The organism is Deinococcus roseus, assembly GCF_014646895.1.
GTDB classification, from domain to species: Bacteria; Deinococcota; Deinococci; order Deinococcales; family Deinococcaceae; genus Deinococcus_C; species Deinococcus_C roseus.
Map to the genome: position 1 here is coordinate 1 of NZ_BMOD01000078.1, position 1264 is coordinate 1264.

A 1264-nucleotide genomic window follows, 5' to 3' on the forward strand; every position below is an offset into this window, starting at 1 on the left:
TGAACCTGTTAGACTTTTGCACACTCCGAGAACACAGATCAGAATGGAGTGAGCATGACACGCAGAAAGACCAACACCTACACCCCTGAGTTCAAGCAGGAAGCGGTCCAGCTGGCCACCCGTGAGGATATGACCATCAAGCAGGCTGCCAAGGACCTGGGGATCCCCTACAGTGCCCTGCATGGCTGGGTGCAACAGACCAAAACCGCCAAACTCACGGGCCGCCCGGTCTTCACAGGCAAAGGAAAGCCTGCCCTGAGCGAGCAGGAGAAACGCATCAAAGAGCTGGAGAAGGAAGTGGAAATTCTCCGTCAGGAACGTGAGATTTTAAAATTGGCGGCGAAGTTCTTCGCCAAAGAAATGCCGTGAAATGCCAGTTCATTGAAACGCATTTGAAGGGCTTCGCCTTAAACATCTTTCTTCGTGTGCTGAACGTCAAAAAAGAGACTTATTTCGCCTGGAAGAAGCGGGGCCTCAGTGAGCGTCAACAAGCAGACCAGAGGCTAGCTACAGAGATCCAAAAGATCCATCAGGACAGCAAAGGCACCTACGGTGCTCCTCGTGTGAAGGCGGAACTGAATGTACGAGGTCAGCAGGTCAGCCGCCAACGGATCACCCGTCTGATGCAAGCCCAGGGGCTGAAAGTGCGCCAGAAGCGCAAATTTAGAGTCACCACGCGCAGCAGGGTGGGGGACCAGGTTTTCGATAATGTGCTGGACCGACAGTTTACGGCTGCCCAGCCGGACCAGAAATGGTGTACCGATTTGACCTATCTTCCCACCTTTGATGGCTGGTTGTACCTGGGGGTCATCCTGGACCTGTACTCTCGCAAAGTGGTGGGGTGGTCGTTTGGGACAACATTGGAGACGGATCTAGCGTTGTCTGCCCTGCAGATGGCACAGACAACCCGGAAACCTGCTCCAGGCTTGCTGCACCACAGTGACCGGGGCTGTCAGTACACTTCTCGGGAGTACCAGCAAGCCTTACGGGAGCTGAAGGCAACGTGCAGCATGAGTCGCAAGGGGAATTGTTGGGACAATGCAGCGATGGAGAGCTTCTTCGCCACCCTGAAGACGGAGTTGGGCCTGGATCGGCCGCTTGGCAACCGGCAGGACACACAGACGGTGGTGTTTACCTGGATCGAGGGGTGGTACAACCGTGTGAGACGGCATTCAGCCCTGGGTCACCTGTCCCCTGTGGATTTTGAGAATCGGCAGTCAGGATAATCCTTCTTCTCCAGGTGTGCAAAAGGGTTGCAAGTTCA

2 protein-coding genes are annotated in these 1264 nt (G+C 55.0%); both read left to right on the forward strand.

What is annotated here, in order from left to right; translation table 11 throughout:
* The first annotated feature begins 54 nt into the window (after positions 1 to 54).
* Positions 55 to 369: a transposase gene (locus IEY52_RS26440; RefSeq protein ID WP_189009691.1), complete on the forward strand. Its 315-nt coding sequence runs from the start codon at positions 55 to 57 to the stop codon at positions 367 to 369.
* Positions 366 to 1226, forward strand: a complete 861-nt coding sequence (locus IEY52_RS26445; protein ID WP_189009694.1) for an IS3 family transposase — start codon at positions 366 to 368, stop codon at positions 1224 to 1226. Before IEY52_RS26440 ends, IEY52_RS26445 begins: the two co-directional genes overlap by 4 nt.
* Positions 1227 to 1264 lie beyond the last annotated feature (38 nt).

Coding starts and splice junctions, on each gene's coding strand:
- IEY52_RS26440 (WP_189009691.1), top strand. CDS start 55: ATGACACGCAGAAAGACCAACACCTACACCCCTGAGTTCAAGCAGGAA.